This window comes from Enterococcus sp. C50 (assembly GCF_040887505.1).
In the GTDB taxonomy this organism is placed as follows: Bacteria; Bacillota; Bacilli; order Lactobacillales; family Enterococcaceae; genus Enterococcus_B; species Enterococcus_B thailandicus.
This window is the reverse complement of the sequence record NZ_JBFOFW010000004.1, coordinates 122729-142307: the sequence shown is the minus strand read 5'-3', so window position 1 is coordinate 142307 and position 19579 is coordinate 122729. Positions and strand designations below refer to the sequence as shown.

The 19579-nt window shown below is 37.5% G+C and carries 18 protein-coding genes; all 18 read left to right on the top strand.

The window, feature by feature from the left end; translation table 11 throughout:
* The first annotated feature begins 112 nt into the window (after window positions 1-112).
* Window positions 113-2647: a preprotein translocase subunit SecA gene (secA, locus tag AB3I20_RS06945; protein WP_071868689.1), complete on the top strand. Its 2535-nt coding sequence runs from the start codon at window positions 113-115 to the stop codon at window positions 2645-2647.
* Window positions 2648-2797: 150 nt separating this feature from the next.
* A protein-coding gene (gene prfB / locus AB3I20_RS06940) for a peptide chain release factor 2 (RefSeq protein WP_179189241.1) occupies window positions 2798-3899 on the top strand; the annotation gives its coding sequence in 2 pieces (ribosomal slippage) (window positions 2798-2869 and window positions 2871-3899; 1101 coding nt in all).
* Window positions 3900-4009: 110 nt separating this feature from the next.
* Window positions 4010-4696: a cell division ATP-binding protein FtsE gene (gene ftsE, locus AB3I20_RS06935; protein WP_067483807.1), complete on the top strand. Its 687-nt coding sequence runs from the start codon at window positions 4010-4012 to the stop codon at window positions 4694-4696.
* Window positions 4689-5573, top strand: coding sequence for a permease-like cell division protein FtsX (gene ftsX, locus AB3I20_RS06930; RefSeq protein ID WP_067483808.1), 885 nt, complete (start codon window positions 4689-4691; stop codon window positions 5571-5573). The genes ftsE and ftsX overlap by 8 nt, the downstream gene beginning before the upstream one ends.
* Window positions 5574-5745: 172 nt before the next feature.
* Window positions 5746-7194: a cardiolipin synthase gene (gene cls, locus AB3I20_RS06925; protein WP_067483809.1), complete on the top strand. Its 1449-nt coding sequence runs from the start codon at window positions 5746-5748 to the stop codon at window positions 7192-7194.
* Window positions 7195-7546: 352 nt separating this feature from the next.
* Window positions 7547-8404 carry a phosphate ABC transporter substrate-binding protein PstS family protein gene (locus AB3I20_RS06920; RefSeq protein WP_067483810.1) on the top strand — a complete coding sequence of 286 codons (858 nt, stop codon included), beginning with the start codon at window positions 7547-7549 and terminating at the stop codon, window positions 8402-8404.
* A gap of 114 nt (window positions 8405-8518) precedes the next feature.
* The gene (pstC, locus tag AB3I20_RS06915; RefSeq protein ID WP_067483811.1) at window positions 8519-9439 is read left to right on the top strand and encodes a phosphate ABC transporter permease subunit PstC; all 921 of its coding nucleotides are present in this window, start codon (window positions 8519-8521) and stop codon (window positions 9437-9439) included.
* 1 nt (window position 9440) lies between these two features.
* Window positions 9441-10325, top strand: a complete 885-nt coding sequence (gene pstA, locus AB3I20_RS06910) for a phosphate ABC transporter permease PstA (protein WP_067483814.1) — start codon at window positions 9441-9443, stop codon at window positions 10323-10325.
* Between the two features lie 15 nt (window positions 10326-10340).
* Entirely contained in the window at window positions 10341-11147 is an 807-nt protein-coding gene (pstB, locus tag AB3I20_RS06905; RefSeq protein ID WP_075491427.1) for a phosphate ABC transporter ATP-binding protein PstB, read from the top strand.
* A 15-nt stretch (window positions 11148-11162) separates the two neighbouring features.
* Window positions 11163-11921 carry a phosphate ABC transporter ATP-binding protein PstB gene (pstB, locus tag AB3I20_RS06900; RefSeq protein WP_067483817.1) on the top strand — a complete coding sequence of 253 codons (759 nt, stop codon included), beginning with the start codon at window positions 11163-11165 and terminating at the stop codon, window positions 11919-11921.
* A 12-nt stretch (window positions 11922-11933) separates the two neighbouring features.
* Window positions 11934-12611, top strand: a complete 678-nt coding sequence (gene phoU / locus AB3I20_RS06895; RefSeq protein WP_067483819.1) for a phosphate signaling complex protein PhoU — start codon at window positions 11934-11936, stop codon at window positions 12609-12611.
* 517 nt (window positions 12612-13128) lie between these two features.
* Window positions 13129-14700: a daptomycin-sensing surface protein LiaX gene (liaX, locus tag AB3I20_RS06890; protein WP_067483821.1), complete on the top strand. Its 1572-nt coding sequence runs from the start codon at window positions 13129-13131 to the stop codon at window positions 14698-14700.
* 171 nt (window positions 14701-14871) lie between these two features.
* The gene (locus AB3I20_RS06885) at window positions 14872-15177 is read left to right on the top strand and encodes a PspC domain-containing protein (protein ID WP_067483823.1); all 306 of its coding nucleotides are present in this window, start codon (window positions 14872-14874) and stop codon (window positions 15175-15177) included.
* A complete protein-coding gene (locus tag AB3I20_RS06880; protein ID WP_067483825.1) occupies window positions 15177-15530 on the top strand; it encodes a phage holin family protein in 354 nt (117 codons plus the stop codon). Before AB3I20_RS06885 ends, AB3I20_RS06880 begins: the two co-directional genes overlap by 1 nt.
* 203 nt (window positions 15531-15733) lie before the next feature.
* Window positions 15734-16669: an HPr(Ser) kinase/phosphatase gene (gene hprK, locus AB3I20_RS06875; protein ID WP_067483827.1), complete on the top strand. Its 936-nt coding sequence runs from the start codon at window positions 15734-15736 to the stop codon at window positions 16667-16669.
* Between the two features lie 18 nt (window positions 16670-16687).
* A complete protein-coding gene (gene lgt / locus AB3I20_RS06870; RefSeq protein ID WP_071868691.1) occupies window positions 16688-17521 on the top strand; it encodes a prolipoprotein diacylglyceryl transferase in 834 nt (277 codons plus the stop codon).
* A 39-nt stretch (window positions 17522-17560) separates the two neighbouring features.
* A complete protein-coding gene (locus AB3I20_RS06865) occupies window positions 17561-18592 on the top strand; it encodes an NAD(P)H-dependent glycerol-3-phosphate dehydrogenase (protein ID WP_368027125.1) in 1032 nt (343 codons plus the stop codon).
* A gap of 14 nt (window positions 18593-18606) precedes the next feature.
* The gene (galU, locus tag AB3I20_RS06860; protein WP_067483833.1) at window positions 18607-19521 is read left to right on the top strand and encodes a UTP--glucose-1-phosphate uridylyltransferase GalU; all 915 of its coding nucleotides are present in this window, start codon (window positions 18607-18609) and stop codon (window positions 19519-19521) included.
* The last annotated feature ends 58 nt before the right edge of the window (window positions 19522-19579 follow it).

The window sequence follows — 19579 nt, the reverse complement described above, 5'->3', positions numbered from 1 at the left end:
TCAGAGAATAATATAGCTAAGATATTTCAATTATCTATAAGTAATGATAAAATGGATAGGAGAGTCTACATAAGCGAGATGGATACTGCAGAAAAAGGAGATTATACAACGAATGGCCAATTTTATACGTTCAATCATTGAAAATGATAAAAAAGAACTAAAACGTTTAGATAGCATTGCTAAAAAAGTTGAATTACACGCTGATAAAATGGCAGCTTTAACTGATGAGCAATTACAAGCAAAAACTGATGAATTTAAAGGTAGATATCAAAAAGGTGAAACTTTGGACCAACTATTGCCAGAAGCGTTCGCCGTTGTTCGCGAAGCAGCGAAACGTGTCTTGGGCTTATACCCTTATCACGTCCAATTGATGGGTGGGATCGTTCTTCATGATGGGAACATTCCAGAAATGCGTACTGGTGAAGGTAAAACGTTAACTGCGACTATGCCAGTGTATTTAAATGCATTGTCAGGTGAAGGGGTACACGTTGTAACAGTAAATGAATATTTAGCAACCCGTGACTCAACTGAAATGGGAGAACTTTATAACTTTTTGGGACTTAGCGTTGGTTTGAATATCAATTCAAAATCAGCTGATGAAAAACGTGAAGCGTATAACTGTGATATTACTTATAGTACAAATAATGAATTAGGATTTGACTATTTGCGTGACAACATGGTTGTTTATCGTAATCAAATGGTTCAACGACCATTGAACTATGCGATTGTCGATGAAGTGGATTCAATTTTGATTGATGAAGCAAGAACACCATTGATTATTTCAGGACAAGCAGAAAAATCAACTGCTTTATACACAAGAACAGATAACTTCGTTAAACGTTTGAAGGAAGAAGAAGATTATAAAATCGATGTTCAATCAAAAACCATTGGGCTAACTGAAGCGGGAATCGAAAAAGCAGAGGAAACTTTTGGATTAGAAAACTTATATGATCTTGAAAATACTGCTTTGACACATCACTTAGATCAAGCATTGCGTGCTAACTACATCATGTTACTTGATATTGATTATGTGGTTCAAGACGGAAAAGTCATGATCGTTGACCAATTTACTGGTCGTATCATGGATGGACGTCGTTACTCTGATGGGCTTCACCAAGCAATCGAAGCAAAAGAAGGCGTGGAAATCGAAGACGAAACAAAAACAATGGCTTCAATCACATTCCAAAACTATTTCCGTATGTACAAAAAACTTTCTGGGATGACTGGTACTGCGAAAACAGAAGAAGAAGAATTCAGAGAAATCTATAACATTCAAGTTATTCAAATTCCAACGAATCGCCCAGTTATTCGTGATGACCGTGCAGATTTACTTTATCCAACATTGGAAAGTAAATTCCACGCAGTTGTTCAGGATATCAAAGACCGTTATCGTAAAGGACAACCAGTCTTGGTAGGTACAGTTGCGGTTGAAACATCTGAATTACTATCAGATATGTTGAACCGTGAACGGATTCCACATGAAGTATTGAATGCTAAAAATCACTTTAAAGAAGCTGAAATTATTATGAATGCTGGTCAAAAAGGTGCAGTTACGATTGCTACCAATATGGCTGGTCGTGGGACAGATATCAAGCTAGGTCTTGGTGTACGTGAATTAGGTGGTTTAGCTGTTATTGGTACAGAACGTCATGAATCTCGTCGTATCGATAATCAGTTACGTGGACGTGCTGGACGTCAAGGAGACCCAGGTATGTCACAATTTTATCTTTCATTAGAAGATGATTTGATGAAACGTTTTGGTTCAGAACGAATCAAAGCTTTCTTGGATCGGATGAAAATTGGGGATGAAGATGCGGTTATCCAAAGTAAAATGCTAACGAAGCAAGTTGAGTCTGCTCAAAAACGCGTAGAAGGAAATAACTATGATACGCGTAAAAATGTCTTACAATATGACGATGTGATGCGTGAACAACGTGAAGTAATCTATAAACAACGTCAAGATGTAATCATGGAAGAAAATAGTTTGTCTCAACCATTGATGAATATGGTCAAACGAACAATTAGTCGAGTAGTAGATGCACACACACAACTAGAAAAAGAAAACTGGAACCTTGAAGGAATCGTCGATTTTGCGGGGAATGCAATTGTTCACGAAGACAGCATCAGCGTGAAAGATCTTGAAGGAAAAACACCAGATGAAATGAAAGTTTATTTAAATGAGTTAGCACAAGACGTGTTTAATACAAAAGCCAACCATTTAAATGGTCCAGAACAACTCTTAGAATTTGAAAAAGTTGTTATCTTACGTGTGGTTGATTCGAAATGGACAGATCATATTGATGCAATGGATCAATTACGTCAATCAATTGGGTTACGTGCGTATGGACAAAATAATCCGTTAGTTGAATATCAAACAGAAGGATATAAAATGTTTGAAGATATGGTCGGCGCAATTGAATATGAAGTAACTCGTTTATTCATGAAAGCTGAAATTCGCCAAAATGTTCAACGAGAACAAGTTTCTCAAGGTGAAGCTTCACATGCCACCGAAGCAAGTGCGGAAGAAAAAAGCAATACAAGTGCAAAAAAACAACCAGTTCAAGTGAATAAAGTTGGACGAAATGATCCTTGCCCTTGTGGAAGTGGAAAGAAATATAAAAACTGCCACGGAAAAAATGAAGCATAATCATTTTTAAATAGAAAGAAGCTGGTGAGAGAAGTTCTTTTTAGAAAGAATTTGTCTCACCTTCTTTCTGTTATCTTTAGATTCTGGTAGACTAGAAAAAGAAGTGAAAAGAAGACGAAAACGATTGTCCAGAGAAAGAAGGAAGCAAACATGGAAATTTTTGAGATTCGTAATTTGTTAGCTGACATGCAAGAGAAGGTCACAAGCTTTAGGGGGTCTCTTTGACTTAGATCAGCTGGAAGAATCGATTGCACAAGCTGAGTACAAAATGGCTGAACCGGGTTTTTGGGATGACAGTGTTGCTGCGCAACAAGTAATTAATGAAAATAATGCGAATAAAGAAGCTTACGACCAATTTCATTCTTTAGCAGGTGAATTGGAAGAGTTAGAACTTTTGACGGAGTTATTACAAGAAGAACCAGATGCAGAAATGCAAACAGAGCTGGAGACACGGTTACATGCATTAAATGAAAAAATGAATACGTATGAGTTAGCCATGTTACTTGATGGACCGTATGATCGAAACAATGCTATTCTGGAATTACATCCTGGAGCAGGCGGTACGGAATCACAAGATTGGGGCAGCATGTTGTTACGCATGTATACACGTTGGTCAGAACAGCATGGGTATCAAGTGGAAATCTTGGATTACCAAGCGGGAGACGAAGCTGGAATCAAGAGCGTCACTTTGTTAATCAAAGGGCATAATGCATTTGGTTATTTGAAATCTGAAAAAGGTGTTCACCGGTTAGTTCGAATTTCACCGTTTGATTCAGCTAAAAGACGTCATACTTCGTTTTGTTCGGTAGATGTCATGCCTGAACTGGATGAGACAATTGATATTGAGATCAATCCAGATGATTTAAAAATTGATACGTACCGTGCCAGTGGAGCTGGTGGACAACATATCAATAAAACAGAGTCTGCTGTGCGAATCACACATATCCCAACTGGAACGGTGGTTGCAAGCCAAGCACAACGTTCTCAGTTAAAAAATAGAGAGCAAGCTATGGGCATGTTGAAGGCGAAACTTTATCAACTTGAAGTAGAGAAAAAAGAACAAGAAGCTGCAGCTTTACGTGGTGAACAAAAAGAAATTGGCTGGGGTTCACAGATCCGTTCCTATGTATTCCATCCTTATTCAATGGTTAAAGATCACCGCACAAATGCAGAAACTGGGAATGTTCAAGCGGTCATGGACGGTGACTTAGACTTATTTATTGATGCTTATTTAAAAATGCATCTGGTATAACATTAGTGGATTATTATTTAATTGACATAAAATTGTAAAATTTTGCAAGCAACTTGAAACATTGCCATGCTATAATGGCTGAAGACTGAAAAAGATATGGAGAGAATGCCATGATTGAAATGAAGGATGTAATGAAGAAGTACTCCAATGGTACGACTGCCATCCGCAATCTCTCGGTCGTTATCGATCAAGGAGAATTCGTTTATGTAGTTGGACCATCAGGAGCAGGAAAATCTACATTTATCAAATTGATGTACCGAGAAGAAAAAGCAACTAAAGGAACATTGACTATTGCAGGACATGATTTGATGGCTATCAAAAATCGTGAAGTTCCTTATTTACGCAGAGAAATTGGAATCGTCTTCCAAGACTATAAATTATTGCCGCGAAAGACTGTTTATGAAAATGTAGCTTACGCTATGCAAGTAATTGGTCGTAAACCACGTGAAATTAAAAAACGTGTGATGGAAGTTTTGGATTTAGTTGGTTTAAAACATAAAGTACGTGTTTTTCCAAGTGAATTATCTGGTGGGGAACAGCAACGTGTTGCGATTGCGCGCGCGATTGTAAACACACCAAAGGTTTTGATTGCAGATGAACCAACAGGTAACTTAGATCCTGAAAATTCATGGGAAATCATGAAACTTCTTGACCGCATCAATGCACAAGGAACGACAGTTGTTATGGCAACACATAACAGTACGATCGTAAATACAATTCGTCATCGGGTAATCGCCATTGAAAACGGCCGAATTATTCGAGACCAAGCGGAAGGGGAATACGGATACGATGATTAGAACCTTTTTCCGCCACTTATTAGAAAGTATCAAAAGCTTGAAACGTAATGGCTGGATGACTGTTGCCTCAGTTAGTGCGGTAACAATCACTTTAGCACTTGTTGGTATTTTTATGGCTGTTATTATGAATGCAACTAAACTTGCACAAGATATTGAAGGAAACGTAGATGTTTCAGTTTTTGTTGATATTGGTACAAAAGAGGCGGATATCAAAAAATTAGGAACAGAATTAGAAAAGCTTGACCATGTTGAAAAAGTATCTTTTTCAAGTAAAGACCAAGAATTGAAAAAAATCCAAGCAGCAATGGGTGATTCATGGAATTTGTTTGAAGGAGATAGCAATCCTTTATATGATGTATACGTGGTAAGTGCAACAGAACCTTCTTACACCAAAGATGTCTCAAAAGAAGCGGCAAAATTGTCTAACGTTTACCGAGCAGATTACGGTGGCACTTCTTCAGACCGAATCTTTGAAATTGCGGGAGCTGTTCGTACATGGGGATTAGCAGCAGCAGCGTTGCTATTATTTGTTGCTATGTTCTTGATCTCTAACACGATTCGAATTACAATTTTATCTCGTCAAAGAGAGATTCAAATTATGCGATTAGTTGGAGCAAAAAATGGCTATATTCGTTGGCCGTTCTTCTTAGAAGGCGGTTGGATCGGTTTGATTGGAGCAATTATTCCAATGTTGATTTTAACATTTGGTTATCGTGAAATTTTCCAATTGGTTAATCCATCGTTACTACGCTCGAACTATTCCTTGTTGCAACCAGCTGATTTTGTTTGGAAAATCAATGTTTTGATGACTGGTATCGGCGTAATCATTGGTTCTTTAGGATCGACGATCTCAATGAGACGATTCTTGAAAATTTAATCAATCATTCAAAGTAAAAGAACATTGTACTCATGAAAAGTGGGTGCAATGTTTTTTTGTTGTGTCGAAAAGAATACTGAAAAATGGTGGATTGAAGCGTGTTCTTTTTTCTCTTTACTTTAAAAAAAAACTTGGTTATGCTTAGGAGGTTAGAAAATGAAGAGGTGAATCCATGAAGGTGATTGTTGATAATTTTTTTACGATCATTTTGATTGCGAACATTTTATTATCGTTAATCATTGTGTTTCGTGAAAGAAGAGAAACAGCACAGACATGGGCTTGGTTACTTGTGTTGATGTTTATCCCGATTTTAGGATTTATTCTATACATTTTTTTTGGTAGGGGAATTTCAAAAGACAAAATTTTTGATTTGAAGATGCAAGGAAAAATTGGGATGAATTTGGAAATTGAAGAAGATAAACGTGCATTAAAACGTGGATTGTATCCCCATCCACCAACAGGACAAGCCGATGTCAGGCAACTGATTTATATGTTGACTGTTTCAGAAGGAACATTATACACGACGCAAAACGAAGTTACGTTGTTTACAGATGGTCGTGAAAAATTTGATGCGTTGATTGATGATATCAATCATGCACAAAATCATATCCATCTTGAGTATTATATTTATCGAAGTGATGATTTAGGCGTAGAACTGCGAGATGCATTGATTGTTGCAGCACAACGAGGCGTAAAAGTGCGGGTTTTATTAGATGCTTGGGGATCGACGCAGGTTTCACTAAGTTTTTTTGATGAATTAAAGAAAAACGGCGGAGAAGTCGCATTCTTTTTTCCATTATTTGTTCCATACATCAATCCGCGAATCAATTATCGAAATCATCGAAAAATCGTTGTAATTGATGGACAGATTGGGTATACAGGTGGATTTAATGTGGGAAATGAGTACTTAGGTTTGGTCAAAAAATTTGGTTATTGGCGTGATAATCATTTAAGAATTTATGGCGAAGCTGTTTACAGTTTACAAAATCGATTTTTGATGGACTGGAATTCTCAACACACAAATGAAGTCAGCTATTCGCCCAATTTTTTCCCAATGATTGATTCAACAGGGGAGATGGCTGTTCAAATCGTGACCAGCGGGCCGGATTCGGAACACGAACAGATCAAGATGACCTATTTAAAAATGATTTCTTTAGCAAAACGAGAAATTTTGATTCAGACGCCTTATTACATTCCCGATGGTTCGATTCATGAAGCACTCAAGCTAGCTTTGCTGGCAGGCGTCAAAGTTCATTTGCAAATTCCAAATAAACCTGACCATCCATTGGTTTACTGGGCAACTTATTCTTTTGCAGCAGAACTGATTGAGTATGGGGCAATTGTTGAAACCTACGAGAACGGGTTTATTCATGCGAAGACGATGATTATTGATGGTGGTGTCGTTTCAGTTGGATCGGCAAATATTGATGTTCGCTCTTTCCGTTTGGATTTTGAAGTCAATACGCTAGTTTATGATGAACGAATGGCTTCACAAGTACGTAAAGCATTTTTTGATGACTCAAATGTATCGAAACAATTAACCAGAGAAATCTATGAAAATCGTGGAACGGTAATCAAACTTAAAGAAGGCTTAGCGAGATTAGTCTCACCGTTACTTTAAGAAGAATAAGCAAAAAGGACTTGAAGCATAAATCATTGATTTATGTTCCAGGTCCTTTTTTATCGGGGTCACTTCTGAATAAACTCAGAAATGAAGAAAACGTCTCAATCTACTTTCATGAACTTTGGGGTATTTCTTGTTTTTTGGGGAAAGCAAGAAATAAGTTCACTCAAGTCTTTATTCAAGAGACGCATTTCAGAAATAGTATAGCATAGTCAAAAATAATGAGATAGTTTTATTTTTATTTTATCAAGAATAACTCATCAATTCGTTATTTAATGATTTTGATTCATTTTCAATAAACAAGGAAAATGTTAGAATAAAATTACTTTATGACTAAAGGAGATTTTTAATGAAAAAATTAAAATTATTATTACCAGTATTGGGATTAGCCGTTCTTTTATCTGGATGTGCGAAATGGATTGATCGCGGGGAATCAATTACAGCGGTAGGTTCTTCTGCATTACAACCGCTAGTTGAAACGGTCGCAGAGAGCTATCAAACAGAAAATCCTGGAAAATTTGTTAATGTCCAAGGTGGCGGTAGCGGAACGGGATTATCTCAAGTTCAATCTGGTGCTGTGGACATCGGTAACTCTGACTTATTTGCGGAAGAAAAGTCTGGGATTGATGCAAAAGCTTTAGTAGATCACAAGGTTGCTGTCGTTGGAATAACACCGATTGTGAATAAAAAAGTGGGCGTTTCAGCTATTTCCATGGAAGAGTTAAAAAAACTATTTACTGGTGAAATCAAAAACTGGAAAGAACTTGGTGGAAAAGATCAAGCAGTGGTTATTTTAAACCGAGCTTCTGGAAGTGGAACCCGTAGTACGTTTGAAAAATGGGTATTGGATGGTGAGTCTGCAATCCAGGCACAGGAACAAGATTCAAGCGGCATGGTTCGCCAAATTGTTGCCGACACACCGGGGGCAATCAGTTATGTTGCCTTTTCTTATGTAACAGACGAAGTAGCAACGCTTAAAATCGATGGCGTGGAACCAACAGATGAAAATGTAACAACAAATGAATGGACCATTTGGGCATATGAACATATGTATACAAAAGGAAAACCAACGGAGTTAACGGATGAATTTTTAGCGTATATTCTTTCAGACGAAATTCAAAATAATATCGTTGGCGAATTAGGCTATATTCCAGTTTCACAGATGAAAGTGGAACGTGATTGGGAAGGAAATATCATTTCTGAATAACCTTTACAAAAAATTTACAAACTTAGCGAAACTTTTACATGTTATTAAAACCAAATTGATGTTTGTTTTGTACACTGAACAAGTATGTTAAACCTGAGCAAGGGGGAGTCATCTGTGGAGGATGTAAAAAAAGTATTATTAACAAAATCGAAGCGTTCAAAAATGGAGCAACGTGGAAAATTTATTAGTTTTCTTTGTATCGCTTTAATTGTTTTAGTGGTATTAGCTATTTTTTATTTTGTTGCAAGTAAAGGGTTAGCGACTTTCTTTGTCGACAAAGTGAATGTGTTCGACTTTTTATTTGGGACGAGTTGGAATCCAAGTCAAGTTGGTCCAGATGGAAAACCGATGGTTGGGGCATTGCCAATGATCACAGGTTCATTTATCGTGACATTTTTATCTGCCATCATCGCAACACCATTTGCTATTGGTGCTGCAGTTTTCATGACGGAAATTTCGCCGAAAAACGGAACAAAAATTTTACAGCCAGTAATTGAGCTGTTAGTTGGTATTCCATCAGTCGTTTATGGTTTTATCGGTTTATCTGTGATCGTGCCGTTTGTTCGTAACGTCTTTGGCGGTACAGGGTTCGGAATCTTAGCCGGAACATTTGTCTTGTTTGTTATGATTTTGCCAACAGTAACAACGATGACTGTAGATGCATTGAAGTCTGTTCCTCGACATTACCGAGAAGCATCATTAGCTTTGGGAGCAACGAGATGGCAAACGATTTATAAGGTAGTTCTTAGAGCAGCTGTACCTGGAATTTTGACAGCAGTTGTTTTCGGAATGGCACGTGCCTTCGGGGAAGCTTTGGCGATCCAAATGGTGATCGGGAATGCAGCGTTGATGCCAACTAGCTTAACAACACCAGCTTCAACTTTGACTTCGATTTTAACAATGGGAATCGGTAATACGATCATGGGCACGATTGAAAATAATGTGTTGTGGTCCTTAGCATTGATCCTATTATTGATGTCATTATTCTTTAATATTGTTATCCGCATGATTGGTAAGAAGGGAGCCTTAAAATAATATGAATGCAAAACGTTCCGATAAAATCGCAACTGGTATTTTATATACCGTTTCTGGAATCATTGTCTTGATTTTGGCTGCTTTGTTACTATATATTTTAGTGCGTGGAATTCCTCATATCTCTTGGTCTTTCTTGACTGAGCCATCAAAAGCTTATCAAGAAGGTGGCGGTGTAGGTATTCAATTATTCAACTCGATTTATTTATTATTGATTACAATGATTATTAGTTTCCCTTTATCACTTGGTGCGGGAATTTATCTATCCGAGTATGCAAGCAAGAACTGGATGACAGATGTGGTTCGTACTTCTATTGAAATTTTGAGTTCATTACCTTCTGTCGTAGTTGGTTTGTTTGGTTTCTTGGTCTTCGTTATTCAGTTTCAATATGGTTTTTCCATTTTGTCTGGTGCGTTAGCGTTGACTGTCTTTAATTTGCCACTTTTGACAAGAACAGTGGAAGAATCATTACAAGCTGTTCATTACACACAACGAGAAGCTGGTTTAGCTTTGGGCTTATCACGTTGGGAAACAGTTTTAAAAGTCGTAGTTCCAGAAGCAACACCTGGAATTCTAACTGGTGTAATCTTAAGTTCTGGAAGAATTTTTGGGGAAGCGGCTGCTTTGATTTACACAGCAGGACAAAGTGCGCCAGCTCTTGATTTTAGTAACTGGAATCCACTAAGTGTTTCAAGTCCGATTAGTATCTTCCGCCAAGCGGAAACATTGGCTGTTCATATTTGGAAAATCAATACTGAAGGAACGATGCCAGATGGCGCTGCTGTGTCAGCCGGAGCATCTGCCGTGTTGATCATTGCAGTCTTGCTCTTCAACTTTGGGGCACGTGCGATTGGGAAACGGTTATACCGTAAAATGACTTCAGCCTAAGGAGAAGAAGAAACTATGAAAGAATACAATTTGAATGATACAAATATCATCACGATGCCTCCTGAAAAGAACATTGCTTTACACACTGAAGATTTACATGTTTGGTATGGTGATAACGAAGCAATCAAAGGTGTTGACTTAGAATTTGAAAAAAATAAAATCACTGCATTAATTGGTCCTTCTGGTTGTGGGAAGTCAACTTATTTACGTTCGTTGAATCGAATGAATGATGGTATTGCAAACACAAAAATCACTGGGAAGATCATGTATAAGGATGTTGATGTCAACGCACCCCAAGTCGACGTTTATGAAATGCGTAAACGAATCGGTATGGTGTTCCAACGTCCGAACCCATTTAGCAAATCAATTTATGAAAATATCACGTTTGCTTTGAAGCAACATGGTGAAAAAGACAAAAAGAAGCTAGATGAAATCGTTGAAACTAGTTTAAAACAGGCTGCCCTGTGGGAACAGGTCAAAGATAACCTTGATAAAAGTGCTTTAGCCTTGTCAGGAGGGCAACAACAACGTTTATGTATTGCTCGTGCGATTGCAATGAAACCAGATATTTTATTACTGGACGAGCCAGCAAGTGCATTGGACCCTATTTCTACTGGGACAGTTGAGGAAACGTTGGTGAACTTAAAAGAAGATTTTACCATCATCATCGTGACACACAACATGCAACAGGCTGCGCGTATCAGTGACTACACGGCATTCTTTTACTTAGGAAAAGTAATCGAATATGATCAAACGAAGAAGATATTTACTAGACCGAAAATTCAAGCAACCGAAGATTATGTGTCCGGTCATTTTGGTTAAAACGGAGGCTTCATTATGACAAAAGAAATTATTTCATCAAAAGATCTTCATTTATATTATGGAAAAAAAGAAGCTTTAAAAGGAATTGACTTAAGTATCAACCAAGGTGAGATTACGGCGATGATTGGTCCTTCAGGTTGTGGAAAGTCAACCTACCTGCGTTCATTGAATCGAATGAATGACTTGATTCCTGGTGTAACGATCACCGGAAGTGTGCTGTATAAGGGAAAAGATATTTACGGTCCTAAAACTGATACCGTTGAACTACGCAAAGAAATCGGCATGGTATTCCAACAGCCTAATCCTTTTCCTTTTTCAATCTATGAGAACGTTATTTATGGATTGAAACTAAAAGGCGAAAAAGACAAAAAAGTGTTAGATCAAGTAGTTGAAGAAAGTCTAAAAGCCGCTTCAGTTTGGGATGATGTGAAGGATAAACTGCATAAGAGTGCTTTGTCTTTATCAGGTGGACAACAACAACGAGTATGTATCGCACGTGTCTTAGCAGTCAATCCAGAAATTATTTTACTAGATGAACCAACAAGTGCACTTGACCCTGTTTCAACTGGAAAAATTGAAAGTATGTTGTTAGAATTGAAAGAGAACTATACGATGATTATGGTCACACATAACATGTCACAGGCTTCTCGTATTTCAGATAAGACAGCTTTCTTCTTAGATGGTCATTTAATTGAATTCAATGATACAAAGAAAATTTTTATGAATCCAGAAAAGCAAGAAACAGAAGATTACATCTCAGGACGATTCGGATAAGGGGGAAATAAAATGCTACGAACGCAATTTGAAGAGGAATTATTAAATCTTCATAATCAATTTTATGAAATGGGTATGATGGTAAGTAGTGCGGTGCATAAGTCTGTTCGCTCTTATGTGAAGCATGACAAAGCCCTGGCACAAGAAGTAATCGAAAACGATACAAATATCAATGATATGGAAATTCGTTTAGAAAAGAAAAGCTTTGAAATGATTGCTCTGCAACAACCAGTAACGACAGACTTGCGCATGATTATTACCGTTATGAAAGCAAGTTCTGATTTGGAAAGAATGGCGGATCACGCGGTATCTGTTGCAAAATCAACGATTCGTGTCAAAGGACAAACGAGAATTCCTGAAATCGAAAAAGAAATCTCGGACATGTCAGACTATGTGAAGAAAATGGTTGATAATGTGTTGGTTGCCTATGTTAAAACGGACGAAAAAGACGCTCGGACAATTGCCAACATGGATCAACGTGTAAATGAGTATTTCAATCGAATCTACAATGCAACAATCAAAAACATGGAAGCAAATCCAGAAACAGTCATTAGCGGAACAGACTATTTGAATGTTGCTAGTTACTTGGAGCGTATTGGTGACTATGTTACAAATATTTGTGAGTGGATTGTTTACTTGGCAACAGGTAAGATTACGGAATTGAATACGACCCATGATGAGATTTTTTAAAAAGGTTGTGGCGCAAAGCGGTCAGCTCCGAAAAAATAATGAGTAACTAACAAAAATAGCTTTTCATATTTTTTGACAGTTATGAATTATTTCGAGGAGTTGTTTTGGGAACACCGTGAAAAAGGTTGTGAAAGAAGTGCACAGCTCCAATAAATAAGAATAAATTTTCAGAAATTGCTTTTCAAATTTTTGTGAAATTTAGACTTATTTAGCAGGAGTTACTTCTTGAACACCGTGGATAAAATTTGTGACGCAAAGTGTTTAGCTCTGACAAGATAGCGAGTGTTCCAAAAAGTTAGTGTCAAACAATAAAAAATGAACTTACCTTTAAGAGATTGGGGGAAAACGCACTTTGTTTTCTTCCAATCTCTTTTTTTAGTATGATTAGAATAGTAGGGAATGACGGAAGGTGGAGAAAAAGTTACATCTTAAGTCCTATGACATTTTCTTCAAATGAAGGCATAATATGGATGTAAGGAAAAGTTGCAAACAATATTTGCTCAAGGAGGCAATTTCCATGAAAGAAAGAGAACGTATTTTAGACTTAGTAAAAAAAGGAATCCTTTCGACTGAAGAAGGCTTAGATTTGTTAGAAAGTATGGCAACTGAAAAAGACGAAAAGTCAATTAAAAAAGAAGCAGACAAAGTAACTGCTAGTCATAAAGAAAAAGATCAAGTAAGTCAATTGATGGATGATTTAGAAAATGATGCAGAGGAAACCTTCACTGATTCTGAAGTGGATCCAAAGGAAAAAGAAAAACAAGATCAAGAAAACTTAGAAAAAATTCTTGATGAATTAGCAACAGAAGCAAACAAAGCATCTGCACATTTAGATGAAGTGAATGCTGAATTACAAGAAAATCGACAAGCACGCAATGACAAACAGGAAGCATTGATGCAGTTGAATACAAAAGAAGAACTAGATGAGTTAACCGCAGAAGAACTTGAACAACGTCAAGCGTTGGAAAGTGAAATCCAAACGTTAGAAGCAGAAGGCAATAAGCTAGTTGAGCAACAATTGAAGCTCGAAGCAGAATTAAAAGATATTCGTAAAAATCAATGGTCAGAAACGAAAGATTCAATTGCTGAAAAATTTGACTTACCAGATGATTGGAAAGAACAAGCAACAGACACCTTGAACCAAGTTGGCGAAAAAATGTCTGAAGCGGGTAGCCAATTAGGCAAGTTCTTGAAGAAAACGTTCCAAACGGTTTCTGATTCTGTGAACGACAACATGGAATGGAAAGATGTTAATTTACGTGTTCCTGGTATTGCAACAACGAAATTCGAACATGAATTTTACTATGAAGCACCAGAAGCAAGTATCATCGATATCAAAGCGGCAAACGGAAACGTGCTTTTGAAAACGTGGGATAGTGAAGATGTCAAAGTAGAAGCCAAAATCAAACTCTACGGAAAAATGACAGCTGAACCATTTGATGCCTTTTTAGAAAGAAGCCAAATCGAAGTCAATGAAGACCACATTTCTTTCCAAATTCCGAATAAACGTGTACGAGCAGACCTTGTTTTCTACTTACCAACACGCTTATACGACCATGTAGCAATCAAATTGCTTAACGGAAATATCACAATTAAAGGTTTAGAAACAAAAGACACTTATGCGAAATCAACGAATGGAAATATCCTAATTAATGATTTGACAGCAACTATGTTAGAAATTGAAGGAGTCAATGGCAATATTGACGTGAATCGCGGTCAAATTTTAGACTCAATCATTGAAACGGTCAACGGAACAGTCACCATGGCAACAACGCCTGAAAATGTTTCGGTATCATTAGTCAATGGGGATGTTCGCTTGACATTAACAGAGAACTCATTAAGAAAAGTCGAAGCAAGCTCTGTCAATGGAAACGTGAAAGTAGCGTTACCGGAAACATTAGGTGTCGAAGGACATGCAAAAACAAGCTTAGGCAGTATCAATAGCCGCATGAGTGAGTATGATGTTGTCCGCGAAAAGAAAGAAAGAACCAATCAAATGTTACAATTCCGCCGTATTTCTGATACAGGAATTGCCCAAGTTCAATTATCAACCACAACAGGAAACATCTTTTTGAAAGATGCTGAGTAAGGGAACTCTTATTAAATAGAAAAACAAATGTGAGATGACACAGGATAGCCCAAAAAAATGGGCTATTCTGGGTTGTTCATTCTAGTCTGTGTAGTCGCCAAAAAATACGTGGAACAGACTTTTGTTTCCCAATATTTTCGATTAAAATAGATAGGACAGAGGTGAAATAGAATGAAAAAAAAATTAACGAAATCAACTGATAATATTGTATTAACCGGTACACTTGCGGGAATTGCAGAGTTTATTGGTATTGATCCAACAATTGTTCGTGTGGTGTATGTCTTTTTGAGTCTTGTTGCATTTGGCAGTCCAATTATTTTGTACATTTTACTAGCTGTCATCATACCGTCTGGTAAATCTTCTCGTACAAACTATGGTCACAATAATGAATATTACCAAAAAAATAATTATCGCGAACAAACGAATAAACGCAAAGAAGCTGAAAAAATCGATGATGATGATTGGAGTGACTTCTAATGTCTTATTTCCAACGAATCGTTGTGAATACTTTGACATTCATTTCACTAGCAGTCCTTTTTCCCCAAATGATCCATGTGAGTAGCATTTGGACAGCGGTGTTAGCAAGTTTTGTTTTATCGGTGTTAAACATGTTCGTCAAACCGATTTTAACAATTTTATCTTTACCGCTGACCTTAGTTACTTTTGGATTGTTTAGCTTTGTAGTGAACGCAGCAATATTAAAATTGACTTCCTTCTTTGTTGGAGCAGCCAATTTTGGATTTGCATCATTTGGAGCAGCATTTCTAGTAGCAATTGTTATGTCATTAGTAAATGTTGTTGTTAGTGAGCATAATTTAAATCGTCAGTAACTACGAAAAGACACCAACTAAAAAATCATCATTTCTTTATTCAGCAAGAGAAAAAAGAGATTGCAGGGAAAGTTCAATAGACTTTTCTTGCAATCTTTTTTATTTGAAAAAGAAATAAACCGTTTTTTTTATTTGGTAGTAAGTTTGGGTAGACAATGATAAAATGAAAACGAACACCCTAATAGAAATGAGGTAGCATGAATATGGCAGAAGTAGTTAAAGTTAGCCAACTGGTTGAAAAATTATCTTTAGAAATCGTGACCGGCGATGAAAAAAGTTTAGAACGTGTCATAGTCACAGGTGACATTTCACGTCCAGGCTTAGAACTGACTGGTTATTTTAGTTATTATTCACATGATCGGCTTCAATTATTTGGAAGCAAAGAAATTAGTTTTGCAGAGCGCATGATTCCAGAGGAACGTTTGATGATTATGCGACGTTTATGCAGCGAAGATATGCCCGCGTTTATTATCTCCAGAGGTTTATCTGCACCAGAAGAAATGATTCAGGCTGCAAATGAACATGGGATGGCTGTCTTGCGCTCACCAATTTCAACATCACGTTTGTTAGGAGAACTTTCTAGCTATTTAGACGGACGATTAGCACCACGAACAAGTGTCCACGGTGTTTTAGTTGATGTCTATGGACTAGGTGTCTTGATCCAAGGAGATAGTGGAATTGGTAAGAGTGAAACAGCATTAGAATTGATCAAGCGTGGTCACCGTTTGATTGCAGATGACCGAGTGGATGTTTATCAACAAGATGAATTAACCGTGATTGGTGAGCCACCAAAAATCTTGGAGCATTTGATTGAGATTCGTGGAATTGGCATCATCGATGTCATGAACTTATTTGGTGCAAGTGCGGTACGTGGTTCGATGCAAGTCCAACTGGCTGTCTATTTAGAGGCTTGGGCGAAAGATAAGAAATATGATCGATTAGGCTCAGAGGATACGTCGGTTGAAATTGCAGAAGTCGGCATCCCACAAATCAAAATTCCAGTTAAGACTGGACGAAATGTGGCTATCATCATTGAAGTTGCTGCGATGAACTTCCGTGCGAAAACAATGGGATTCGACGCAACAAAAACATTTGAAGAACGATTAAGTCGTTTAATCGAAGAAAATTCAGGAAATTAATAAATAAGGAGTGACAAAATGCTCGCACAAATCAATCGAGTAGCGTTTGAGCTTGCCGGAATCCCTATTTATTGGTATGCATTGATCATTGTTTCAGGGATCATTATTGCCATGTGGCTAAGCACTAGAGAAGCAGTCAGAGTCGGTATGAAAGCAGATGACGTGACGGATTTTATGCTATGGGGATTACCACTTTCAATCATCGGTGCTCGTTTATATTATATTCTTTTTGATTTACCTCAATATATTGCAGACCCAATCCAGATTTTTAATATTCGCTCGGGTGGGTTAGCTATTTATGGTGGATTGATTGCTGGTGGACTTACGATGTATTTCTTTACCAAGTATCACTTTATCTCACCGTGGACTTTTCTTGACATTGCAGCGCCTAGCGTGTTGCTTGCACAAGCCATTGGTCGTTGGGGAAACTTTATGAATCATGAGGCTTTTGGGCCGGAAACAACTCGTAGCTTTTTAGAAAGTCTACATTTACCACAGTTTATTATTGAAAATATGTACATTGATGGCGCGTTTCGCCAGCCGACTTTTCTCTACGAATCAGTATGGAGTTTGCTTGGCGTCATCTTATTATTGGTGTTGAGAAAACGACCACATTTGCTTAAAAAAGGAGAAGTTTTTCTTTTATATCTTATCTGGTATAGTTTCGGACGTTTCTTTATCGAAGGGCTTCGAACAGATAGCTTATACTTCCTAAATATCATTCGCATTTCTCAGTTACTCTCAGCAGTACTATTTATTGGAACCATCGTCGTATTCATTTTACGTCGTAAAAAAGATAAAAATTTAACAGATTATGATCGAAGTTTTGGTGATAATCAATCAATTATTTAATGATCAAGCAAACAATGTTCCGTGCAAAGGAGTGGTTAAATGCAACAAAAAATCGCAGTGTTAGGTCCTGGTTCATGGGGGACGGCACTAGCCCAAGTGCTTGCAGAAAATGGTCATGATGTAAGAATCTGGGGACACCGAGCAGAACAAGTAGCTGAAATCAACACAAAGCATACGAATCAACGATATTTACCAGAACTGAAATTAGCAACAGCTATTCGGGCGTTTACCGAAATGGCAGAAGCCTTAGCTGACGTAGACGCTATTTTATTCGTGGTGCCAACGAAAGCGATTCGTTCTGTAGCGCAAGAAGTTGTGATGAAAATGACGCCGAATACGAAACCTGTCATCATTCATGCCAGCAAAGGATTGGAACAAAAGACACATAAGCGTATTTCAGAAATCTTATTAGAAGAAATTCCAGTGGAACAAAGAAAAGCAGTCGTTGTCTTATCTGGTCCAAGTCATGCTGAAGAAGTAGCCAACCGTGATATTACGACAGTTACAGCAGCAAGTACGAATACAGAAGCTGCAAAATATGTCCAACGATTATTTATGAATGACTATTTCCGAATTTACACCAACCCTGACGTCATTGGAGTTGAGATGGGGGCAGCGTTAAAAAACATTATTGCAATCGGCACAGGAGCAATTCATGGGCTAGGCTTTGGTGATAATGCAAAAGCTGCAATCATGACAAGAGGATTAGCTGAAATCAGTCGCTTAGGTGTTGCAATGGGTGCTAACCCTTTAACTTTCATTGGGTTAAGTGGTGTTGGTGATTTGATTGTCACAGGGACTAGTGTTCATTCTCGTAACTGGCGTGCCGGCAATTTATTAGGGCAAGGTCAAAAATTACCCGAAGTATTAGAAAACATGGGAATGGTAGTCGAAGGTGTTAATACGACGCAAGCAGCTATGGAATTGGCCAATAGTATGGGCGTGGAAATGCCAATAACACAAACGATTTATGAAGTCCTTTATGAGGGAAAAGACATCAAAAAAGCAGCAAAAGAAATTATGTTACGTGATGGAAAAGTTGAAAATGAATTTTCATTAACTATTTTTTAAAGGAGTCGTCAATCATGAAAGTAAAAAAAGCAGTTATTCCAGCAGCAGGATTAGGAACAAGATTTTTACCGGCTACGAAAGCAATGGCAAAAGAAATGTTACCAATCGTGGATAAACCAACGATTCAATTTATCGTCGAAGAGGCATTGAAATCTGGAATTGAAGATATTTTGATTGTTACTGGAAAAGCTAAACGTCCAATCGAAGATCATTTTGATGCCAATATTGAACTAGAAACAAATCTTCGTGAAAAAGGGAAAAATGATTTATTGAAATTGGTTGAAGAAACAACAGATGTCAATCTACATTTTATCCGACAATCTCATCCTAAAGGGTTAGGACATGCTGTTTTGCAAGCAAAAGCTTTTATTGGGAACGAACCATTTGTTGTAATGCTTGGTGACGACATCATGGAGGACGACATTCCATTAACACAACAACTAATCAATGACTACGAAGAAACCCATGCTTCAACCATTGCTGTAATGGAAGTCCCACATGAAGAAACATCAAAATACGGTATTATCAATCCTGGTGGCGAGCTAGAAAAAGGTCTTTACAATGTGAAAAATTTTGTAGAAAAACCAGATCCAAGCAAAGCACCAAGTGATTTAGCAATCATTGGTCGTTACTTATTGACTCCAGAAATTTTTGAAGTGCTAGAAAACCAAGAACCTGGTGCGGGAAATGAAATCCAATTAACGGATGCAATTGACACGCTGAATAAAACGCAACGTGTCTTCGCTCGTCAGTTTACTGGTCAACGTTTTGATGTAGGAGACAAATTTGGGTTTATGAAAACAAGTATTGAATATGGATTAAAACATCCAGAAGTCGGTGCACCATTAAAAGAATATATTATTGAGTTGAGCAAAACATTAGCAACTCCAGCAAAAGAAACAAAAAAAGTTGAATCAAAAGAAAAATAAGTTACTTTTGCGTAAGTAAGAAAAAGCTTCAACTACTCATAGTTTACTGGTAGTTGAG

Excerpts from the sequence above, each read along its gene's own strand:
- AB3I20_RS06885 (WP_067483823.1), top strand. The coding sequence starts at position 14,872 with ATGAAAAAAAAATTAACGAAATCAACTGATAATATTGTATTAACCGGT.
- phoU (WP_067483819.1), top strand. The coding sequence starts at position 11,934 with ATGCTACGAACGCAATTTGAAGAGGAATTATTAAATCTTCATAATCAA.
- pstB (WP_075491427.1), top strand. The coding sequence starts at position 10,341 with ATGAAAGAATACAATTTGAATGATACAAATATCATCACGATGCCTCCT.
- secA (WP_071868689.1), top strand. The coding sequence starts at position 113 with ATGGCCAATTTTATACGTTCAATCATTGAAAATGATAAAAAAGAACTA.
- AB3I20_RS06880 (WP_067483825.1), top strand. The coding sequence starts at position 15,177 with ATGTCTTATTTCCAACGAATCGTTGTGAATACTTTGACATTCATTTCA.
- liaX (WP_067483821.1), top strand. The coding sequence starts at position 13,129 with ATGAAAGAAAGAGAACGTATTTTAGACTTAGTAAAAAAAGGAATCCTT.
- pstA (WP_067483814.1), top strand. The coding sequence starts at position 9,441 with ATGAATGCAAAACGTTCCGATAAAATCGCAACTGGTATTTTATATACC.
- ftsE (WP_067483807.1), top strand. The coding sequence starts at position 4,010 with ATGATTGAAATGAAGGATGTAATGAAGAAGTACTCCAATGGTACGACT.
- ftsX (WP_067483808.1), top strand. The coding sequence starts at position 4,689 with ATGATTAGAACCTTTTTCCGCCACTTATTAGAAAGTATCAAAAGCTTG.
- hprK (WP_067483827.1), top strand. The coding sequence starts at position 15,734 with ATGGCAGAAGTAGTTAAAGTTAGCCAACTGGTTGAAAAATTATCTTTA.
- cls (WP_067483809.1), top strand. The coding sequence starts at position 5,746 with ATGAAGGTGATTGTTGATAATTTTTTTACGATCATTTTGATTGCGAAC.
- galU (WP_067483833.1), top strand. The coding sequence starts at position 18,607 with ATGAAAGTAAAAAAAGCAGTTATTCCAGCAGCAGGATTAGGAACAAGA.
- lgt (WP_071868691.1), top strand. The coding sequence starts at position 16,688 with ATGCTCGCACAAATCAATCGAGTAGCGTTTGAGCTTGCCGGAATCCCT.
- pstB (WP_067483817.1), top strand. The coding sequence starts at position 11,163 with ATGACAAAAGAAATTATTTCATCAAAAGATCTTCATTTATATTATGGA.
- AB3I20_RS06865 (WP_368027125.1), top strand. The coding sequence starts at position 17,561 with ATGCAACAAAAAATCGCAGTGTTAGGTCCTGGTTCATGGGGGACGGCA.
- AB3I20_RS06920 (WP_067483810.1), top strand. The coding sequence starts at position 7,547 with ATGAAAAAATTAAAATTATTATTACCAGTATTGGGATTAGCCGTTCTT.